The sequence below is a fragment of the Pantoea sp. X-Soil-TKNS-1211 genome, from assembly GCF_059730495.1.
The window spans coordinates 330148-349575 of the sequence record NZ_AP035955.1 but is presented as its reverse complement, the minus strand read 5'-3'; the positions used below and the strand labels follow the sequence as shown (position 1 = coordinate 349575).

The following is a 19428-nucleotide window of genomic DNA, read 5'->3' as shown; positions in this document are numbered from 1 at the left end:
TAGTCAGTGTAATCATGCAGTTAACTTAATTATTTGATTTTTCAGCTTTTGCTCAGGATGATTTATTTGCGCACCGGAATAAACTATGGCATCGTTACTATGCTTTGGTATAGTCGTGATACTTAGGCATAGTGGGAGCATTTCCCTGGTGTTGGCCGATAAGGCACCCTCTCTATGTGGAAGTGGAGAGGGCTTTTTTTTTTGCCTGTCATCTTTCGCGCTGTGGCTGCGTTGGCCGCGCTCGTTCACCCTGGTCACATACTGATGTATGCTCCCAGGGACTCACTCGCTTGCCGCCTTGCCACAACCCGAAAGATTTAAGGCAAAGCTGTCATCTTTTGAATTCTGGCTGCGTTGGCCGCGCTCGTTCACCCTGGTCACATACTGATGTATGCTCCCAGGAATCACTCGCTTGCCGCCTTGCCACAACCCGAAAGATTTAAGGCCAACCTGTCATCCGCTTTTAGAAAAATAATTCCTTCCAGAACGTAACCACAGTCAACTGCCTTCATCTAAAGTAAATTTATATTCAGGCGCGAGTTTCGTAGCGGCGCGATTTATCGCGCGGATTGTTGCAAAACATGAAATAGCCAAAATAAAGTGGGTGAAACCATGACTCTGCGTGTAAATCACAGCTCTGGATGGCGACGTCCCAACCGTTGGGATGTGCTCGCTTTCCCGCTTATTCTTTGCCTTATCGCCCTGTTCGCGCTCGACTTTCATCAAACCTTGCAACCCGTTAGCACCCTCACCAGCGAACCGATAACCCTGGACACCGCCAATTTGCCCGAATATGCCATGCGCACATCGCTGCGCATGCTGGTGGCGATGCTGGCGTCACTGGTTTTTACCTTAATCTACGGCACCCTGGCGGCCAAGAGCCGGCGGGCGGAGAAAATTCTGATACCCGCCTTAGATATTCTGCAATCCGTGCCAGTGCTGGGCTATGTCTCTTTTACCGTGGCGTTTTTTATCGCGCTGTTTCCCGGACGCCTGCTCGGCATGGAACTGGCGGCGATCTTTGCCATCTTCACCAGCCAGGCGTGGAATATGACCTTCAGCTTTTATCAATCATTGCGCACCGTCCCGCGTGATTTAGTCGAGGTCGCACGCGGCTTCCAGCTCTCCGCCTGGCAGCGTTTCTGGAAGCTCGAAGTGCCCTACGCCATGCCTGGATTGATCTGGAATATGATGGTGTCAATGTCGGGCGGTTGGTTTTTCATCGTGGCGTCCGAGGTGATCATTGTCGGCAGTACCTCGGTCAGTCTGCCGGGTTTGGGGTCGTATCTGGCGCTGGCGATTGATCAGAAAAATCTCACTGCGGTAGGTTGGGTATTGCTGACCATGATTGTCGTGATATTCATCTATGATCAGCTGTTATTCCGCCCGCTGGTTGCCTGGTCGGATAAGTTTCAGATGGGCACCACCCGCGCCGCCATCCAACCCTCTTCCTGGGTGCTCAATTTGCTGCGGCGTACCCGGCTGGTGCATCGTTTGCTGCAATACGGTGGCGGAATGTTCTCCGCCGTGGCGCGTGTCCCCTGGCGCTTCCCGGCAGCGACCTGGCACCAGCAATCCCGCACCGCCAGCAAAGACGCGATCTGGAATTTGTTCGTCATCGCCCTCACCGTCGTCGTGACCGCGCGGGTTATTTATGACATCCATGATGACCTTACACTGCACGAAGTGGGGCAGGTGATGGTGTTGGGCCTGATCACCTTGCTGCGCGTGGTGTTGATGATCCTAATCTCCTCGCTGATCTGGTTGCCGCTCGGGGTGATGATCGGCCTGCGTCCGGCGCTGGCGGAGAAAGTTCAGCCGGTGTTGCAATTTCTCGCCGCTTTCCCCGCCAATCTGCTGTTTCCCTTTTTTGTCATCGTCATTGTGCATTTCCAGCTTAACCCGGATATCTGGCTGTCGCCGCTGATTGTGCTCGGCACGCAATGGTACATCCTGTTTAACGTCGTGGCAGGCTGCACCGCCTTTCCCCATGATTACCTGGAAGCGGCGCGCAATTTTCATATTCGCGGCTGGCAGTGGTGGCGGCAGGTGATTTTGCCAGGCATTTTGCCGTTCTACGTCACCGGGGCGATCACTGCGTTTGGCGGAGCATGGAACGCCAGTATCGTTGCTGAATTTGTGCAATGGGGCGACACCCAGCTGACTGCGCACGGCATTGGTGCGTACATTGCCCAGACCACCGCATCCGGGGATTTTCCGCGCATTATCCTCGGCATTGCGGTGATGGCGCTGTTTGTCACCTTATGTAATCGCCTGATCTGGCGGCCTGTCTATGATTGGGTGGCAGCGAAGGGAAGAGAATAATGAAGATGAAACCCATTGATCTGCTGACGGTAAACGCAATCAGCCACGGTTTTACTAAAGCTCAGGGACAGGTGTTGATCCTCGACCAGGTCAACCTGACGCTGCACGAAAACGAAGTCGTCGGACTACTGGGACGCTCGGGATCGGGCAAATCCACCCTGTTACGCATTATCGCCGGGTTAATCAGCCCCACCGGTGGCGCAGTTCAGTATCAGGGGGTACCACTGCGGGGACCCGCGCAGGGAATTGCGATGGTGTTTCAGACTTTTGCCTTATTTCCATGGCTGACGGTGCTGCAAAACGTCGAGGCGGGGCTGGAAGCTCAGGGCATTGCCGCCGCCGAACGCAGACGCCGGGCGCTGGCGGCGATTGACCTGATTGGTCTCGATGGCTTTGAAAATGCCTACCCGCGTGAGCTGTCCGGGGGCATGCGGCAGCGCGTGGGGATTGCCCGCGCGCTGGTGGTCAATCCGGTGTTGTTATTGATGGATGAACCCTTTTCAGCGTTAGACGTCTTAACCGCCGAAAACCTGCGCAGCGATCTCATCTCCCTGTGGCGCAGCGGTCAGATGCCGATCAAGTCGGTGCTGCTGGTCACCCACAATATTGAAGAAGCGGTGTTTATGTGTGATCGCATTCTGATCCTCTCCTCCAACCCCGGCAAAGTGATTGCCGAGGTGACGGTGCCGTTCAGCCATCCACGTGACCGTCTCGACCCGCAGTTCCGCCGTCTGGTGGATAACGTCTACGGCAAGATGACCGCCCGTCTGGCCCACGGTATGGATCGCAAAGGGCTAACGCTCGGGAGTCGCCTGCCGCGTGTCTCCACCAACCTGATGGCGGGCCTGATCGAGACGCTGGTACAAGCGCCTTATCATGGCCGGGCTGATATGCCCGACATCGCCCGTGCGCAACTGCTGGAGGTGGATGAGTTGTTCCCGGTGGCCGAAGCCTTACAGGCGTTGGGTTTTGTCGAAATGCAGGAGGGCGACATTTTTCTTACGCCGCAGGGACGTATCTTTGCGGAATCCGATACGCAACGCCGCAAAATGTTGTTTGCCGAGCAGGCGCTGCGCTATATCCCGCTGATTGCGTTGATTAAAGCCGAGCTGGATGAACGCGCCGACCACCGCGTCACGCGCGCCTGGTTTGAACAGGTGCTGGAAAAAGACCTCTCCGACAACGCCGGACGGCAAACGCTGGATACCGCCATCCAGTGGGGGCGTTTTGGTGAGATCTTTTCGTATAACGATCAAACCGCCTCGTTCAGCCTGGAGGATGTGGAGGGGTGATCCGGCAAGAGCACTGGTGCTGGTGTTCAAAAAAGTTTTGCTATAATATCAGTATGTCTTTTATAAAAGACATACTGATATCGACTAAGGAAAGTAACGGTGAGGTATACAGCAAAGCAATATCAGGACAGTGAGGGTAATTTGCCTTTTTCTCAATGGATGGGGGCGCTTAAGAAGAAGGATAAGCAAGCGGCATCCAGGATTGATATCAGGGTCGACCGGGCTGAAAATGGCAATTTTGGTGATCATAAATTTGAAAGGGAAGGGGTATGGGAAATGCGACTGGATTTTGGTCCTGGTTACCGTATTTACTATGCTCTTGATGGCAAAGATTTGATTATTCTGCTGATTGGTGGAAACAAATCCAGCCAAAACAAAGATCTGAACAAGGCTATCGGGTATTGGAAGGATTATCTGGAGAGAAAAGAAAATGATCGATAAGCAGCGAGACAACCCGGCTGTCGCCAGCGCAGTCAGCCACGATGAATTAATGATCGCAGCACTGAAAGACGATCCAGAATATGCCGAGATTTACCTGCAAACCGCGTTAGAAGAAATTTATGAGGAAGGTGGGATTGCCGCGTTTCTGACCGCATTACGTCGTGTTGTTGAGGCGCGTGGCGGGATTGGTGTGATAGCGTCTAAATCGGGTCTTTCACGCCAGCAGCTTTATAAAACGCTTTCCGAAAATGGTAATCCGACACTGACCACGCTGACACAGATTACACGTGCTGCGGGTGTAAGACTGGCACACCCGCGTTAAAAGAGTCGTTCAGCCTGGAGGATGTGGAGGGGTGATCCCGGTGGCTGATTTGTGCTGTCCGCCAGGCCAGTTAACGGTTTATACCGCTACCCGATGCCACCGGTTCTTCCATCTCCATTGGCTCGGTTTTTATATTAAGTTGGTCCTTATTAAAGAAGTATGATCCATACGAAGTGAGTAGCATATCGTTAGGGTAAATATCTTTCACAGAAACATAAAATATTATTTTTTTATCATATCCCACTGCGACCATATTATTTTCGCTAATTGCCGCTGCCTCGCCCAATTTTCCGGTATTGATATTGACTATAATATTTCTACTCTTGAATCCACTAATGACCCTGTTGTGGCTGGCACCCCAGGAATAAGTGTATTCCCGCTCATGCCCTAACTGACGTAATGATGTACGCACTTGTTGCGGCGTTTTTAACCCGATGCCCGCATAGGGTCCCACAACCTTAAATTTCGGGAATGGGTCTTTGCCTTTATAGTAGACACCTTTGCCGACATTAATAATCTCTCCGACTTCATTTTCAACAGAAACTTCTTCTAATATAAATTTATTATCCAAGTCACTCCCCAGATTCATCTCATTTACAATCATCCAATCCATTTCCTTCTTCAACTTACCTTTTATTTTCTCCACCAAAGCCTTCGGCATATCGTTAAAATAGCGATGGAGTTCGGACCACCAGACTTTTTTGGTTTGTAACTCCCGGTAATGGGTAATACCCAGCCACTCCTTGGTGATGCTTACGGCATAATTATTTTCAGCTCGGATGATCGGCAGGTGATTGTCAAAGTTACCCATGGTGTCCAGTGCCGGGGTCGGTGAATCCTGTTCCGCCGTGATATTGCCTTGTTCATCAAGAACGAGTAATTTCACCGACCCCTTCGACGGTACAGCCTCGGTTTTCACCTCCAGCAGATCTATCGCGATGCTCAGATCGACCGGATCGATGCCATAATGTTGCGCCAGCTGCGGAGGGGTGATATCCAGCCAGTCTGGCTGATGTTTATTAATGCGATACAGCATCGCCACTTTGTTCACCGTCAGGGTGTCATCAAGTGGCAGTTCACTCACGCGGTCAACCTGTTCCGGCGTCAGATTAGCCGTGAGCCGCGTCTTTTCCTTGCGCAGATCGCCATAGTTAAGCTTATGGCGCACCGCCAGCTGTTTCAGGCTGATCTTCGGCCATTCCGGCAGATAACGCTTTTCCAGATAAAACTTCGCCACCTCCGTCCCGGTAATGTCTTGCCTTTCCAGCAACCGGGGCGTGAGATAATCAGCTTGCACCTTGCTCAGGTCGGAGGTGTCTGACAACAGAATGGCGTCAAACACATCGGCCAGTAGCACATTTTTCTCCCTGGCTAACTGCCCCACGCTGATATAGGGCCATTCTTTCGTCTTACACCAGTCGAGGTAAAACTTCGCCAGCGCTTGTGGATTGGCATCCAGGGTAAACCGCGCAATAAATTGGCGTTGAACCGGGCTCAGCTGCGGGGTCTGTCGCCAAAATAGGTCATGACCTAGCTGGTAGGGATCGAGGTTAAACTTATGCACCAGATGCCGCTGGAAAATACCGATATCGTTCAATGCCAGCAGGTTGTCGTGATAAATCTTCGCTGCTCTTGACGTTGTCATTGGTGTGGTCAGGGGAATGCCGCCAATCTCGGTCTCTCGCTGGATGACGTCATTCAGCACCTTTACCTGCTCAGTATTGAGGGACAAATCCGTGGGCTCCAGCGCTGCCTGCAATTTTGCCGGTGATTTATTGAAATATTTTCCCAACACGCTCATCGGAATATCCGGCCAGTCTGGTAGATAGAAATTTTCCTGTATCTGATGTTGGACCATTTGCAGCGACTCGTAGCGAAAGGTTGAAGGTATAACTCGATTAAAATAGACCTTTTCATAATGTGTAAATTGTGCGGGCCGGAAACGTTGTTTGGCATCTTGTAATGTCTTCAGATCATAGCCATAGAAACGCGCCTGCATGGCTTCATCGATTTTTTTCTCATTCAGGAATGCACCTTGTTTATAAGAGAACTCTGCCAGATCATCAATATGCGCCCCCTTTAGAGGCAACCTGTTATTCAGCATGGCTTTTAAATTTGATTCATCTTTTACCAGGGCGATGGTAACTTTCAGCGCGCTATTCGTCATGCCGTAATAATTCGCCAGCATTGGTCTGGAAATATGGCGATTTCTCAATTCTTTATCTTCCGTTTCCGCCAGTGTTGCCACGTCCCAGGGATCAATCTTCGTTTCTTCATTGAGCGGTTTTGGCAGCTTACTATTGATCCAGATTATATCCTTCTCAGCCCACTCGATTATTTTGCCTCTTTCCGCTACCCGTGCGTTAGTTAAAACACGAAGCGAATAACCGTAATGCTTGGCCAGACTTGCATTGGAGATTTGGTTATCTTTTAATAGTTTCTCGTTATTCAGTGAGAATTTCGCGACTGACAGCGCCGTCCTTGGCTTACCTTTGTCGAGTAATGGCAGCATATCCTCCACCAACGCTTTTTGCGCCGCCGACAGGTTGGGTACGGCAGCCATCTTTGCCGCCTGGTCCATCTCTTTTTCTGTTAAATTAAAATATTCCAGCACCTTTTCCCGCGTCATTCCTTCCGGGAAAGGGCTATTTATTAATGCCAACAGCGCTTCAGCGCGTCCTTTACCTTCTGGTATGTTTTGCAACTCGAACCATCGTATCTCTTCAGGCGGAAAGACCCGCATTTTTTTCACCCGTACGCCACCGAGTAGCCTGAACCTTTGGCTCTCGGGACCAATCAACTGCGCGGTCTGAATAAAGCCCCGGGTCTGGCTGTCATAGCGATAGGTGTTTCTGCCGCTATTACGCTGTGCGGCGCTGCCAATCGGCAGGTACGCGGTGACAAGCTGGTTATCCTTGTCATCGCTGAGGTAGATTTTCTCGAAGGTTTCTCCCGCGTCGGGTTGACGTGCGTTGAGTTCGGAGACCGACAACCTGACCAGTTTCCCGGCATCCAGTATGAAACCCTGGTCAACCCGCAGCCGCGGTTTACCGGTGATGGCATCAAACTTCGGCACTTCATACCAGTCATCGTTTTTAATGACGGGGATATCAGCGATGCGAATACCCTGATCATCGGTCAGACGCACGTACAGCCAGTCATTGTTAATATCGCGGTAGAGATTGTCGGGCGTACCTTCCTTCACCACCTTCTCCAGTCGCGCATTGAGACTACGCTCAGCAGGTGTCATCAGCCGTAGCCTGCCGCCGTCGCTGAGGTAGTATTCTGGCGCATTGCCGGACGGAATCTTGCGGGCGTAGAGATCCGCCACCTGACGCACCGGCAGTGGCGGATCGTTCTCCGCGTTCTTGATCCACAACGCTTTGGTATCGCTGCGCGCAAACAGGTTTTTTAAGCCGGGTTGCGGCGTAGTTTCCAGATTTTTTTCAATGAATAGCTGTTCCATCGCGCGCTGAAAATGTTCTACCTCCGGTGGTTTCTCCAGGTGGGAGGTGGACCTGCGCATATTGGTTATCGCCTGACCCAGCATATCGGTGTCTTGCTGGGTTAAATTCTGTTGAATCAGATGCTTCGCACCCAGCGACATGGTTGTTTGCATGAAGGTAATAAATTCCACAAATTCCGGGCCTTTGCTGCTGAAAGCAAACTGGAGCGCGATATCCGCCAATTTGGCAAACCACGCGCGTGCCGTGTGGGGTGTAGGAAAGTCCCCGGTGAGGAGAAAATGCCCCAGCATCTGCTGCGCGTCAGCGTCGCCGACGGTGGCGCGCACGGTTAAATTAATCGTTTCAAAAGGGTTGCCCATCGCGTGGACGAGGTACCTTAAAATCATACCTAACTGCTCACGCGCGGTCAGTGAGGGGCGGTCTGCCGGGTCTGGTTTGGAAGAGAGCACCGCATAATGGGCGGGTAACGCCTCGCGGGTATTTTTAACGGGTAACGCCGCTTGCTGTTGCCGCCATACCACCGGCACCGGTGGCAACATGCCTTGTGGGTCGATAATCGCTGGCCACATGGTCACCCGGAAAGCAGCGACATGGCGTTGGAAGGGGACTTTTTGACCGGCGATCCACAGGGTGTCCGGCGTCAGGTTGTCACTGTCACCGGCAGCCAACGGGGTTACACCAAACAGCCCCAACTGACCACACCATCTGAAAAACTCCTGCTGATGGAAATCGTTGGGGTCGAGTCGCCACTGCCCATCTTGCCCGCGCACCAGTTCCAGTTCCGACAGGTGCAGCGGTTTATAGCGCTGGGCGGGGCGGGGTGTCGCCGTCATAGGTAGTTTCTGCGGATGGGCATCCGCGTAGTATTTTCCGTTCCTCTCGCGGACCGGATAAGGGATGCCCGCCACCGGCGCCCATATTTTGTCGCCGTTGCGAATCAGACCATCTCCGTTGCTTTGGGAGTAACCGGTCATCCTGCCGGTTGCCGCAAAATGTTTTTCCAGAAATTGCAGCAGCATGGGGTCATCCTTTGCCAGCCGGAACTTACCATTTGCATCTTTTTTGATTTCCAACGGCTCCTCTCCCTCCTGGGTCAGCGCCATCGGCAGGATTTCTTTTAACACCAGCGGTTGATAGCGCACCTCGTAGCGCAGGCTGCCGGAGGCGTTGGCCGCCCGGATATTGAACACGCCGGATGTCGCGCCCGGTGCCAGCGGTTGGTACTGTGTACCGTTAATCGGCAACAGCGGCGTTTTCAGGGCATAGTTTTCCAGGCGCACGCTGTCATGCTGTTCAAAACTGATGCCGTCTTTTTGCCAGGTCAGGTGGTAAGGCGGTGTTGCTGTCGGAGCGGGTGTGGTTACGGTGGTGCGCCGGTTTTCCTGCTGCAACGCCCACGCGATGCGCATGGCTTCTCGCTCGGCGCTATCAATCTCCCCGCCTGCGGTTGGCAGCGTGGTGTCTTCGTTACCCATCACGCCAAACCATGTTTGCGGCTGTCGCAGCAGGGTGTCAAATGCCTGATCAGCGGAATGCAACCAATCCGGCCAACTCAGCGCCGACGGCTCGGCGATGATCTCCTGCACGTTATGGTCCGGCGGGATCGGGGCAGCGGTTTCTGGTTCCACCGCCTGCGGGCTGGCAACCGGTCGCAGTGGACACATATCCTGTCCGCTGGCTCCGGGCATCGGTGTCGGCGCGCTGACGGGGCGGGTAAAAAGGACCACCTGGGGAAGGTTCGTGGCGGTTTCCCGTTTATCGAGGCTGATAATGACATTGGGTTTCCCGGCGGGGCGTTCATTGCTGAACCACGCCAGTTGATCCCCGTTGCGGGTTTCCACCTGCCACCCCTTCACGCCAGGAGCAATAAACGTGTGATTCCCGGCGGTCAGCGATACCGGCAGATCTCTGGGGCAGGTGAGCAGCAACACGGTAATCTCCTGGTTGGCACCCAGGCTCAGTTTATCCCCTGGGAAGGGTGTCAGCTTCAGCCCGCCGGGTAAGTGAATGTGAGCTGGTGGGGCAAAATCCATGTAGCTGTCATCCTCCACCGGTTCATGGTGATCATCACTTTGCCACGTAGGTGTGGCGTTTGCGCCGCGTGGGAAGGGCTGCCATTGCTGCACCTTTTCGTCTGCCGCCTGGCTGAGCCAGGGCAGGGTGTCCTGTAACAACACCAGCACCGCGTTATGTTGCGGCAGTTGTGCGACGCCGCCCTCGCGGCTGAGCATGATCTGAGCGAATCTGGCGATGGCATAAAACAGGGAACTGGTGGTACCAGCCAGCTCGGTTTGCAGTAGCGCGATGCTGGAGGCATGGGCGGTATTCAGAACACGAATGCGTGCATCCTGCCATGAATGCGGCAGGCTGAGCTGCTGTAACGTATCAATCGCTGGTGCGAAGACCAGCGTAAAGGGGGAGGCAATGCTGTTTCCCAGGCGAACAATTGCGGCTGTTATCTGTGATGTCGCACCGCTGGCCGTACGCATGAGCTGAATAGCCAATGCCGCCTGGCTGCCCAGGGTTGAAATACCGTGCATGGGAACTCCTTTCCCTGAAAATTAAATTTAATCCGTTAAATCGTTTGATCGCGCCCGACATATCTCCAGGAGAGAGCGCAAATCGCGCCGCTACACCATTTTGTTTGCTGCACGGAGTAACTCCTGTCCGGTTTTAATCACCAGCGGGCAGCGTTCAAATAGGGTCGTCAGTTCATGTGTGAAACGCTGATACAGCGTGGTATTTAAATTCTCGGCCAGAGCTATATTCGCTTTACACCTTGCCACATCTTTCAGCAAGCCGGGTATCGGTGTTTCCCAATCAGGATTTGCATCAAGGGTTAAAAATCCCTCGCCCGGAACAGGCACGCCAGAATTATTGATTTCTCCCACCGCAACATTAACCTCGCCCGCAAAAATATTTCGCTTGTTCTCCATTTTTATTTGATGGTTGACATTGATGATATTGTTATAAGTAATCTCAGCCGTTAGCTCCGCTTCTTCGGAGGTGGTGCATTTTTCGCTATTTAACGGGATCTCCAGTCCCAATTGACAATCCACATCCGCCGCACGTTCTAATTGATAATACGTTTCCAGGTTTTGTGCAGTATTTTCAGGTGATATATTTTTTACCTCAGGTGAGTTGATCATGTTTGCCATTTTTTTTAAGTCAGTCACCTTATTGATGCATTTTCTTGCATGGTCAGATTTTTCCTTCCTGGCATTTTTTTGTTTCATTCTCTTGCGCTGTTCTTGTTTAGCTGTTCTTAAATTCTCCCTAAAAACAGGTCCGCTGGTATCTTTCATTTTCGCCACAAAATCGGGTGTGTTTCCCAGTGATTCAATATTTGTGGCTGAATTAGCCGCATAGGTTGGCTGCATTGGGCTGCCTATGACGGGATGGCTGAACGGATTATGTTGGATTGATGGAGCGATGAAAGAGGTTTGAAAACCTACAGCGGGCATATCGCATTCTCCTGAGTGATGTACCTGATAAATTATAGATTATCAAGAAGATAAGCCACCTGACTTTTCCCTGACATTTAATCATTAAGAGTGATTAAATGTCAGGGATGAGGTCGACCCATCGCGGATATACCGCCCCTCAGATCAGATTCCTGAGATTATTGTCAGTCTCTATAATCTTATAACAATGATTAATGATTTTGTTAAAAGCACTGTGTAATGATTCAGGCAGTGATGCCATTGCTTTTCGGGCTGCGGTGATGTTTTTCGCGCAGAGCAATTTGTCATTATCTAAATGTTGCGATATATTTTTGTCGGAAATATGCATCTCAAGATTGTCAAAGTCTTTGGCCCATATTTTCAGGCCAGAGGTTTCCAATTGAGTGATTAATTTTTTGATTTCTTTAACCGATCTTTTCCTGTTACCGAACTCATTATTTTTGTCGAAACAATGTTGTATAGCATCACGATTCTTTGCCGTCAGCGTTACGGCCTGTTGTGTATCGCTGAGGGGGGTAAGTTGCACGGTTTCCGGGCAGACAACATCGCAGTTGGTTTTGGTAATCAGCATGTCAACACTTAAATCAAACAACTGTCGCTCAGTTTGTTCCGTTGCCTGGCCATTTTTCGCTGCCTTAGCGATTTTATTTGCATGGTTATGGTCTTTTCTCGCATCATGTCGGCAATTTTTTTTACTCTGTTTTAGAAAGTCGCTTTTTTCTTTCCTCATTTTTTCAGCTGATTTGATAAATGCAGGCCCGGTTTTATCATCATAATGCAGGGTAAATGCGGAAGGGGTGAAAGCCGTTGTTATGTTGGCAAGCGTTGCAGGATTATTCGTTACGTTAGCCAGAAGATTAACGGGGAGTGTGGCTTGAATTTCAGGAAGTAGCCAACTGGTGTTGGCGATGGGAGTCGAATTGGCCAATGCTGAGACGGATAGCATAATATATTTCCTTTATCAGATTTATTGACGTATCGCGGCAAAGCATAAGTCAACAACCTGATCGCTTTCGTGAGTTTTCCCTGAAATTTACTGCGCCTTGCGCTCTCGCAATGCGCGGATAATCGCCGCCTGCATCACCTGGGCTGATACCGCGCTGATAAACACCGTGGTGTTTTCCATTGTCGCGCCTTGCACGGGTAGCACAATCACGGTGGGCAGATTGCTCAGGGGTAACTTCTCTGCCAACTGCGCATTGCTGCGCAGTACTCGCCGGGCTTTGGCGATCGCCTGCTGCCCCGGTACGACCACACGCAATGCTTTCACCACCCGCGCAATATCTTCTACCGTGATCTTGCTTTGGTCCTGCGCCACATTAAACATCGCCTGATGGTAACGCCGCCACAGCGCTTCACCCTGTTGTTGCCACAACGCCACGCCAATTGCCGAGGCAGTTTCCGAGACTGACCAATCCGCACCGGCCATTGGCCAGTCGCGAAAAACAAAACGTACCTGCGGGTAATCGTGCATCATTTGCGCCAGTACCGCGTCCATTTTACCGCAGGGCAGGCAGCGATAATCATAAAATGCCATCACCACCACTGCTGCGTCATCCGGGCCGGAGCGGGGGGCGCTGTTGCCCGCCAGCAGGGTCTTACGCTGGGCGATCACGCTGCGGGTTAAGGTGACGATTTTTTCGTTTTGCAGCTGCATCTGCCATGCCTGCCGTTTCTGCTCCATCTGGTCAAGAATTTCCGGGTGGGCGAGCAGGTAATCGCGGGCGATTTTGCCAATTTGTTCCTGCTGCTGCGGGCTGAAGGCGGCCTTGTTGGCGGCGAGGGCAGGTAGCAGCATCAGCGCCGACAACACCACCAGCAGCAGCACCCGGAGTTTATTTATTTGCTGCGACGGGCGCGTTGGTTTTGAGATACACCGCATAACGTGTCCCCATCACTTTTCCGTCACCCAACCAGACATCGTCATACAGGTTTAACCGTGCGTTGCCATTGACGAAGGTATAAAAGAAACCATTGGCCTTGCCGTTGGCGACATAATCACTCAACACGAAATTGCCTTTGAACGTCTGGCTAACAAAACTCGCCGCCTGACGTTCAAAATCCTGGCGCAAGGCCTTTTGGACACTGTCGAGGTTGCTGAACACCTCGCCCTGATGGAGAGCCAGCAAACCCGCCAGCATATTGACCGTCACCACCGCCAGCGGGGTCAAACGCAGCAGTTTGTCACCGGGCTGCGGATCGTTGGCCTGAATCCCGGCCCCCTCCACCAGTGCCCCTTCGGTAAAAAACGTGGAGGCGATAAAGGCGGCACAGGCGGTCGTCAACGCCTGCTGATTGGCGCTGGCGAGAAAACGAAATCCACTGTCCTTTGCCGCCAGTTGATCTACCTGAATACCTTTGTCAGTAAAAAAGGTGTTTAACTGCGCCTGACTTTGTTGACCGCTGGCAAACAAGCAGACCTGATCCATGATGGTTTTATTGCGTTTGCCATCAAACAGCGGCACCAGTGAGCTGATGATTTGTTGCATCACCGGCAGAGAGGAGAGTTCAATATTATGCGCATCCGCACCCGTCGTCTGCGGGTTACACCCCAACATGCTTAGGGCGAGGGCGCTGCTACACAGCCATTTGTTCATCGCGTTACCATTGATAGCCGACACCCAGCGAAATACCGAAATCGCTTTCATTGTTGCCTGAACCCTGCAATTTGGTGATCCATCTGCCGCTACCGGAAATCGCTGAGACGCCCACGGCGATAGCGGATTTGTCTTCATAGCCGCCTACCGCCACGCTCACCAGGCTGGAGGCAGGTTCCCAGGCTTGTGGCAAACCGGCCATCGCCATCGCCGACGCCACGCCTGCCGTCAGTTTGTCGTCCAGTTGATCGACACGTTTATTGATGTTGCGGAACGACTGATTATTCGCCGCCTGCACCTGATTTAACTGGTAAACATTGACGGCATCGGTGTCATTCACCCCGGAAGCGACATTGGTGATACGACGTTCATTGCCCGGCGCGCCCACCGACACGGTGTTGACTTCACTGGCGATGGAGTTAGCGCCTAACGCGACCGAATTGCTGGCGGTCACGCTACTGAAGGCACCGAGTGCGGTGCTGTTATCACCCGAGGCTGCCGCGCCATTGCCCACCACCGTGCTGTTGGCCCCGCTGGCGAGAGTATCGTTGCCCAACGTGGTGCTGTTGAGGCCGGTACTGCGCGCATTGCTGCCCACGGCGGCGGCGTTGCTGCCGCTGGCGGTGGCAACGCCGGAAGCATTGACCGCCAGTTGATCGATATTTTGCGGTTCAATTTGCAATGCCTTGATTTGCCGTACCGTCACCGCATCGTCATCGCTGACCCCATCGCTCAGTCCGGTCAGGGTACGCGTGCCCTCGTCGCCGGTAATATCCACGGTGTGGCCGCCGGTTTCACTGGCGACATCCACGGTGCCTTCGTCAGTCGCCTGCCTGACCAGGCTTTCGCCGAGGTTGTTGATGTTCTGGTAGATATCATTGATGTTGGTGGTGTTCTGCTCCACCTGTTGATTGGTGACAAACAATTGGCTGCCATTAACGGCTTCACTGCTGCTGGCCGTCACCGCCCCGTTCGCCACGCCGGTCAGCCGCCGATTGCCGTCACTGCCGACAAAGGCTACCTCGCTGCCGCCGCTGGTGGCCGCGACAGTCACTACGCTGCTACTGGATGCCTGGCGCACCAGACCCAGCGATCCGGTGTTCACATTGTTGATCAGGTTAGTGATATTGGAGGTATTGCTGGTGGTGGCGGTATCGAGCGCGCTGAGGGCGTCACCGACATTATTTCTCACGCTGCCCTGAATGTTATAGCCTGGCTGTACCAGATTGCCGTTGACATCCACTGTCGATCCGCCTCCCAGCGCACTGGCGACACTCTGATTCGCAGTATAGAGCTGGGAGCCATTAATCGCCTGATTACTGGTTTCACTGACTTCACCAGCGGCGACCCCGATTAGGGTGCGCGAGCCATTACTACCGGCAAAGGAAACGCTGGTGCCACCGGTAAAGGCGGCGACGGTGACCAGGCCGTTGGCATCCGGCTGCTGTACCAGGCCGATTCCGCCCCCACTGATCGAATCTGACAGGCTGTTAATCGCCTCGTTACTGGCGAACAACTGAGAACCGTTAACTGCGTCGGTACTGTCGGTGCTGAGACGTCCGGCGGCGAGGTTGGTCAGGGTGCGTTCGCTACCCGGTGCACCGATGCTGACGGTGCTGGTTGGGTTAGCCCCCGCGAAGTTGCGATTGACGTTGGCAATGATGGCAGAGGGCGTAGCGACCGCCGTTTCGGTCACGGCCCCGGCACCCAGCGCCACATCGTTATCATGGTTGGCGATGGCTGCGGGGCCAATAGCCACGGCATCAATGCCCGTGGCGGTGGAGTCAGTGGCGGTTGAGTTAGCATGGAAATAGCGGGTGCCGGTGGTGGTCAGGTTAGCAAGATCGTTGGCGGTTTCCGCCAGAATCTCATTGGTGGTGAACAGTTGACCACCATTGACAGCATCGGTACTGGCCGATGCGACCAGACCGGCGGAGACGTTGGTGAGACTGCGGGTGCCTTCGGTACCTGCAAAGTTGATTTCTGTACCACCGGTGTCTTTGCCTACCGTAATCGAGTCGCCAAAATCCCCCTGCTGCACCAGACCCTTATCACCGTTATCGAGGGTGTTAGAGAGGCTGGTTATCGCCAGATTGCTGGCAAACAGCTGGGAGCCGTTGACGGCGTCGGTACTGGTGTCCATCAGCCGACCGGCGGCCACGTTGGTGATGGTTCGCTTTATGGATGCCGAGCCAACGCTAAAGTTGCTGCTCGGGATGTCTCCGGCGAAATTGTAATGCTGATTATTTATCTCGACCGAAGGCGTGCCGATCACCGGGCTGTTCACGGCACCATACCCGATCGCCACATCTCCTGCGCTGCTGGCGACCGCCCCGGCGCCAATCGCGATGGCATTAGTGCCGGTCGCTACTGAGTCGGTGCCCGTCGTGCCGGAGTTGACGTGGAAATAACGGATGCTGCCAGAATTAATGTTAGTGGAGAGGGCATTGATCGCCTCATTGCTGGCAAACAGCTGGGAGCCGTTCACCGCATCGGTGCTGCTGTCGCCGAGGCGTCCGGCGGCGACATTGGTGAGGGTGCGTTCGCTGCCCGCCGCACCGATGCTGACGGTGCTGACCGGCGCGTTCCCGGCGAAATTATGGTTCACCCCGGCAATCTGGGCGGAAGGGGTCGCCACCGCAGCGGCGGTGACGGAATTCGCGCCGAGCGCCACATCCCCGTCGTTGCCTGCGGTGGCGGCGGTGCCGATGGCGACGGCATCAGCACCGGACGCGCTGGAGTCGGTGCCTGTGGTGCCGGAGTTGGCGTGGAAGTAGCGGGTGCCGCCGGTGGTCAGGTTATTCACGGTGCTGCCGAGATTGGTAACGTTGGTGTTGGTGGCAAACAGCTGACTCCCGTTGACCGCCTCATTGCTGCCTGCGGTGAGGGCACCGGCGGCCACGCCGATCAGGGTGCGGTTAACGCCCTGACCGGCAAAGTTCACCTGGCTGCCGTCGGTATCTTTGCCGACAGTGATCGGCTCACCGGCAGCAGACTGCTGCACCAGGCCGACCGTGCCGCTGTCGATATTATTTTGCAGCGTGGTGAGGTTATTGGTGGTTGTGGTGACGTTGGTATTGGTGGCAAACAGCTGCCCGCCGTTAACCGCCTCGGTGCTGCCTGATGCGACGGCACCGGCGGCCACGCCGGTCAGGGTACGATTACCGGCCGTCCCGGCAAAAGTCACCTGACCGCCGTCGGTGGCAGCGCCGACGGTGATCGGCTGGCCCGCCGCCGACTGTCTTACCAGGCCGATGCCCCCGGAGTTAATGGTAGTGGAAAGGGTATCGATCGCCTGATTGCTGGCAAACAGCTGGGAGCCGTTGACGGCATCGGTGCTGTCGACATCGAGGCGTCCGGCGGCGACGTTGGTCAGGGTGCGTTCACTACCCGCCGCACCAATGCTGACGGTGCTGAGCGGCGCGTTCCCGGCGAAATTATGGTTCACCCCGGCAATCTGGGCGGAAGGGGTCGCCACCGCAGCGGCCGTGACCGAGTTCGCGCCGAGCGCCACATCGCCGTCGTTGCCCGCCGTGGCGGTGGTGCCGATGGCGACGGCATCATTGCCCGCCGCGCTGGAGTCGGTGGCGGTGGTGCCGGAGTTGGCGTGGAAATAGCGGGTGCCGCCGGTGGTCAGGTTATTCACCGTAGTGCCGAGACTGGTGACGTTGGTGTTGGTGGCAAACAGCTGGCTCCCGTTGACCGCTTCATTGCTGCCTACGGTGAGGGCACCGGCGGCCACGCCGGTCAGGGTGCGGCTGCCATCGGTTCCGACAAAATTGACCTCACTACCGTTGGTGGCGGCACCGACGGTGATCGGCTCGCCCGAACCGGCCTGTTGCACCAGCCCGATATCGCCGGAAGAGATAGTGTCGGAAAGGGTATTAATCGCCTCATTGCTGGCAAACAGCTGGGAACCGTTGACCGCATCAGTGCTGGACGCGGTGAGGCGTCCGGCGGCGAGGTTAGTCAGGGTGCGTTCACTGCCTGATGCGCCGATGCTGACGGTGCTGGTCGGGTTCGCTCCGGCGAAGTTGTACAGATTACCGGCAATATTCGCCTGCTGGGTGGCAAAGGCGGTGGCGGTGGTGGAATTCGCGCCGAGCGCTACTGAATTACTATTCGCAGCCGTGGCGGCGGCACCGATGGCGACGGCATTAGTGCCTGAGGCGGTAGAGTCCGTGCCTGTCGAATTGGCATGGAAATAGCGGGTGCCGTTGTTGGTGAGATTGGTCACCGAGGTGTTCAGATTATTCAGGCTGGTGTTAGTGGTGCCGAGTCCGGTATCCAGCGCGCTGAGGGCGCTGCCGACATTGGTAAAGGGCGTGCCAATGGTGTTGGGCAGATTATAGGATAACCCGGTGATCGCCCCATTAGCGCCAACAGTTGCGCTGCCGCCCAGCGCGGTGGCAATGCTCTGGCTGGTGCCAAACAACTGGCCGCCGTTGACGGCCTGGGTGCTGCCAGCGGCGACGTTGCCATTGGCAACACCGAGCAGCTGGCGATTACCGGCAGTGCCGGCAAATGACACGGTAGTGGTGCCTGCGGTGGCGCCGACGGTCAGGCCGCTTCCGGTGACTTTTACCGGGCCAGCGGTGCCGTTATCCAGCGCCACTAACGCTGCCCCCACCTGAGTATAATTGGTGCTGGAGAGGCTGTAGGTTGGCGTGGTGACGGTACCGGTAGAGGCATCAATCGATCCACTCGTTGTTCCGGCTCCGCCATTTAATCCGTTAAGCACCGAGTTTAGTTGACTAATATTGACAGCGTCTGTCGCTGCTGTTCCTGCGGCCAGGGAGGTAATCTTCTTACTGGACATCACCAACCCGTTGACAGAGTTTACAGTGAAGGAGTTGCTGTTAAGGTTTACCGCATCACCGTTAAGCGTTAGCCCACTGGTGTTGGCGATAACCTGGCTGGTTGCTGCGGCGCGACTTAAACCGCCCCAGCTCAATCCCGCTGAAATATCACCGGCCCACGTCATACCCCGGGTAGAGCCGCTAAATGCTGACATGTAACCAAATTGAGGACCTGCGACACTGGTCACGGACGCGCCCCATGGATCACAAACAGTCGTGGGGAGAATCGCAGTATTTAACACACCCGCGTTCATACAAATGGTTTCAGCGGTAGTGGTTGATTGTATGCCTATGTAAGGTGAAGCATTGTTCTTGGCATCGCTATAGCCAGGTGGCAACGCGGCGATCAGCAATAATGTAATTTTCTTAAATCCAGTGTGTTGCGCGTTTTTGCACAACTCACCCACAACCACCCAGCAGCGCTTTGCAACGCTCCATACGCATTTATAGATTTTGTTCATTGATTTTCCCCTCGTGAATAATCTGCAACCAGGTAATCCGCTTACTTAGAAAGTCAGCCTTATACCTGCCTCAGACCGGAAAAAGGGGAGCAGGAAGGAATGTTTTTGTAGGTTTTATGTAATCATTGCGTCATGTTGCGTTAATTATGTGTCGCGGCATGAATTGATGCCAGACGGAAAATGAAATATTTAAAGCGCAG

Annotated in this window: 10 protein-coding genes and 1 pseudogene; 4 read left to right on the top strand and 7 right to left on the bottom strand. The window is 54.1% G+C overall.

The genetic code is table 11. The features are described 5' to 3' along the window. Positions 1–612: 612 nt before the first annotated feature. The 4 genes from AC6I8W_RS24865 (at position 613) to AC6I8W_RS24850 (ending at position 4380) form a co-directional block, all read left to right on the top strand. Complete coding sequence (locus AC6I8W_RS24865; RefSeq protein ID WP_497838906.1) at positions 613–2325, top strand: ABC transporter permease; 1713 nt, start codon at positions 613–615, stop codon at positions 2323–2325. A gap of 5 nt (positions 2326–2330) precedes the next feature. Further along, on the top strand, positions 2331–3617 hold the full coding sequence (locus AC6I8W_RS24860; RefSeq protein ID WP_497839090.1) for an ABC transporter ATP-binding protein: 1287 nt from the start codon (positions 2331–2333) through the stop codon (positions 3615–3617). A 99-nt stretch (positions 3618–3716) separates the two neighbouring features. Further along, entirely contained in the window at positions 3717–4058 is a 342-nt protein-coding gene (locus AC6I8W_RS24855; protein WP_497838905.1) for a type II toxin-antitoxin system RelE/ParE family toxin, read from the top strand. Continuing rightward, entirely contained in the window at positions 4048–4380 is a 333-nt protein-coding gene (locus AC6I8W_RS24850; protein WP_497838904.1) for an addiction module antidote protein, read from the top strand. The genes AC6I8W_RS24855 and AC6I8W_RS24850 overlap by 11 nt, the downstream gene beginning before the upstream one ends. A gap of 70 nt (positions 4381–4450) precedes the next feature. On the opposite strand, the gene AC6I8W_RS24845 is transcribed toward AC6I8W_RS24850, so the two are convergent. The 7 genes and pseudogenes from AC6I8W_RS24845 to AC6I8W_RS24815 form a co-directional block, all read right to left on the bottom strand. Beyond that, a complete protein-coding gene (locus AC6I8W_RS24845) occupies positions 4451–10387 on the bottom strand; it encodes an SET domain-containing protein (RefSeq protein WP_497838903.1) in 5937 nt (1978 codons plus the stop codon). A 90-nt stretch (positions 10388–10477) separates the two neighbouring features. Further along, positions 10478–11311 carry a hypothetical protein gene (locus AC6I8W_RS24840; RefSeq protein WP_497838902.1) on the bottom strand — a complete coding sequence of 278 codons (834 nt, stop codon included), beginning with the start codon at positions 11309–11311 and terminating at the stop codon, positions 10478–10480. Between the two features lie 139 nt (positions 11312–11450). Beyond that, complete coding sequence (locus tag AC6I8W_RS24835) at positions 11451–12257, bottom strand: hypothetical protein (protein ID WP_497838901.1); 807 nt, start codon at positions 12255–12257, stop codon at positions 11451–11453. 87 nt (positions 12258–12344) lie between these two features. Next, positions 12345–13193 (bottom strand): DsbA family protein, encoded by an 849-nt coding sequence (locus AC6I8W_RS24830; RefSeq protein ID WP_497838900.1) that lies wholly within the window; start codon positions 13191–13193, stop codon positions 12345–12347. Then, positions 13147–13959, bottom strand: coding sequence for a hypothetical protein (locus AC6I8W_RS24825; protein WP_497838899.1), 813 nt, complete (start codon positions 13957–13959; stop codon positions 13147–13149). Before AC6I8W_RS24825 ends, AC6I8W_RS24830 begins: the two co-directional genes overlap by 47 nt. Next, positions 13913–18955 carry a YadA-like family protein gene (locus AC6I8W_RS24820; protein WP_497839089.1) on the bottom strand — a complete coding sequence of 1681 codons (5043 nt, stop codon included), beginning with the start codon at positions 18953–18955 and terminating at the stop codon, positions 13913–13915. The genes AC6I8W_RS24825 and AC6I8W_RS24820 overlap by 47 nt, the downstream gene beginning before the upstream one ends. A 201-nt stretch (positions 18956–19156) precedes the next feature. Then, positions 19157–19228, bottom strand: a pseudogene (locus tag AC6I8W_RS24815) (ESPR-type extended signal peptide-containing protein); the annotation flags it as partial. Positions 19229–19428 lie beyond the last annotated feature (200 nt).

What these genes read in the sequence shown, in the direction of transcription:
- AC6I8W_RS24835 (WP_497838901.1), bottom strand. Translation starts at nt 12,257, where the DNA reads ATGCTATCCGTCTCAGCATTGGCCAATTCGACTCCCATCGCCAACACC.
- AC6I8W_RS24845 (WP_497838903.1), bottom strand. Translation starts at nt 10,387, where the DNA reads ATGCACGGTATTTCAACCCTGGGCAGCCAGGCGGCATTGGCTATTCAG.
- AC6I8W_RS24840 (WP_497838902.1), bottom strand. Translation starts at nt 11,311, where the DNA reads ATGCCCGCTGTAGGTTTTCAAACCTCTTTCATCGCTCCATCAATCCAA.
- AC6I8W_RS24860 (WP_497839090.1), top strand. Translation starts at nt 2,331, where the DNA reads ATGAAACCCATTGATCTGCTGACGGTAAACGCAATCAGCCACGGTTTT.
- AC6I8W_RS24865 (WP_497838906.1), top strand. Translation starts at nt 613, where the DNA reads ATGACTCTGCGTGTAAATCACAGCTCTGGATGGCGACGTCCCAACCGT.
- AC6I8W_RS24830 (WP_497838900.1), bottom strand. Translation starts at nt 13,193, where the DNA reads ATGCGGTGTATCTCAAAACCAACGCGCCCGTCGCAGCAAATAAATAAA.
- AC6I8W_RS24825 (WP_497838899.1), bottom strand. Translation starts at nt 13,959, where the DNA reads ATGAAAGCGATTTCGGTATTTCGCTGGGTGTCGGCTATCAATGGTAAC.
- AC6I8W_RS24850 (WP_497838904.1), top strand. Translation starts at nt 4,048, where the DNA reads ATGATCGATAAGCAGCGAGACAACCCGGCTGTCGCCAGCGCAGTCAGC.